The organism is Staphylococcus sp. GDY8P47P (genome assembly GCF_016892225.1).
Taxonomy (GTDB): Bacteria; Bacillota; Bacilli; order Staphylococcales; family Staphylococcaceae; genus Staphylococcus; species Staphylococcus borealis.
The window spans coordinates 1-1,568 of the sequence record NZ_JAFENV010000050.1 but is presented as its reverse complement, the minus strand read 5'-3'; the positions used below and the strand labels follow the sequence as shown (position 1 = coordinate 1,568).

The 1,568-nt window shown below is 46.7% G+C and carries 1 rRNA gene (running past one end of the window); it reads right to left on the bottom strand.

What is annotated here, in order from left to right:
• Positions 1-1,465 (bottom strand): 23S ribosomal RNA (locus JVV30_RS12825) (it extends 1,396 nt beyond the left edge of the window).
• Positions 1,466-1,568 lie beyond the last annotated feature (103 nt).

The following is a 1,568-nucleotide window of genomic DNA, read 5'->3' as shown; positions in this document are numbered from 1 at the left end:
CATCGATTAAAACGATGTTAGGTGGTACAGGAATATCAACCTGTTATCCATCGCCTACGCCTGTCGGCCTCAGCTTAGGACCCGACTAACCCAGAGCGGACGAGCCTTCCTCTGGAAACCTTAGTCAATCGGTGGACGGGATTCTCACCCGTCTTTCGCTACTCACACCGGCATTCTCACTTCTAAGCGCTCCACATGTCCTTGCGATCATGCTTCAACGCCCTTAGAACGCTCTCCTACCATTGTCCTACGGACAATCCACAGCTTCGGTAATATGTTTAGCCCCGGTACATTTTCGGCGCAGTGTCACTCGACTAGTGAGCTATTACGCACTCTTTAAATGATGGCTGCTTCTAAGCCAACATCCTAGTTGTCTGGGCAACGCCACATCCTTTTCCACTTAACATATATTTTGGGACCTTAGCTGGTGGTCTGGGCTGTTTCCCTTTCGAACACGGACCTTATCACCCATGTTCTGACTCCCAAGTTAAATTAATTGGCATTCGGAGTTTGTCTGAATTCGGTAACCCGAGAGGGGCCCCTCGTCCAAACAGTGCTCTACCTCCAATAATCATCACTTGAGGCTAGCCCTAAAGCTATTTCGGAGAGAACCAGCTATCTCCAAGTTCGATTGGAATTTCTCCGCTACCCACAGTTCATCCGCTCACTTTTCAACGTAAGTCGGTTCGGTCCTCCATTCAGTGTTACCTGAACTTCAACCTGACCATGGGTAGATCACCTGGTTTCGGGTCTACGACCAAATACTCAACGCCCTATTCAGACTCGCTTTCGCTACGGCTCCACATTTCCTGCTTAACCTTGCATCAGATCGTAACTCGCCGGTTCATTCTACAAAAGGCACGCCATCACCCATTAACGGGCTCTGACTACTTGTAAGCACACGGTTTCAAGTTCTCTTTCACTCCCCTTCCGGGGTACTTTTCACCTTTCCCTCACGGTACTGGTTCACTATCGGTCACTAGAGAGTATTTAGCCTTAGGAGATGGTCCTCCCAGATTCCGACGGAATTTCACGTGCTCCGTCGTACTCAGGATCCACTCAAGAGAGAATATATTTTCAACTACAGGATTATTACCTTCTTTGATTCAACTTTCCAGATGATTCGTCTAATATATTCCTTTGTAACTCCGTATAGAGTGTCCTACAACCCCAATAAGCAAGCTTATTGGTTTGGGCTCTTCCCGTTTCGCTCGCCGCTACTCAGGGAATCGATTTTTCTTTCTCTTCCTCCGGGTACTAAGATGTTTCAGTTCTCCGGGTCTGCCTTCTGACAAGCTATGAATTCACTTGTCGATAACACGACATAACTCGTGCTGGGTTCCCCCATTCGGAAATCTCTGGATCAACGCTTACTTACAGCTACCCAAAGCATATCGTCGTTAGTAACGTCCTTCGTCGGCTTCTAGTGCCAAGGCATCCACCGTGCGCCCTTAATAACTTAATCTATGTTTCCACCAAAATTTTAGTCAATCGCTCTCATATTGCTTCGTTTTCATTTATTTAAATGCTCATTTACAAGAAGTAAACTCCGCATTAAATACACTTAA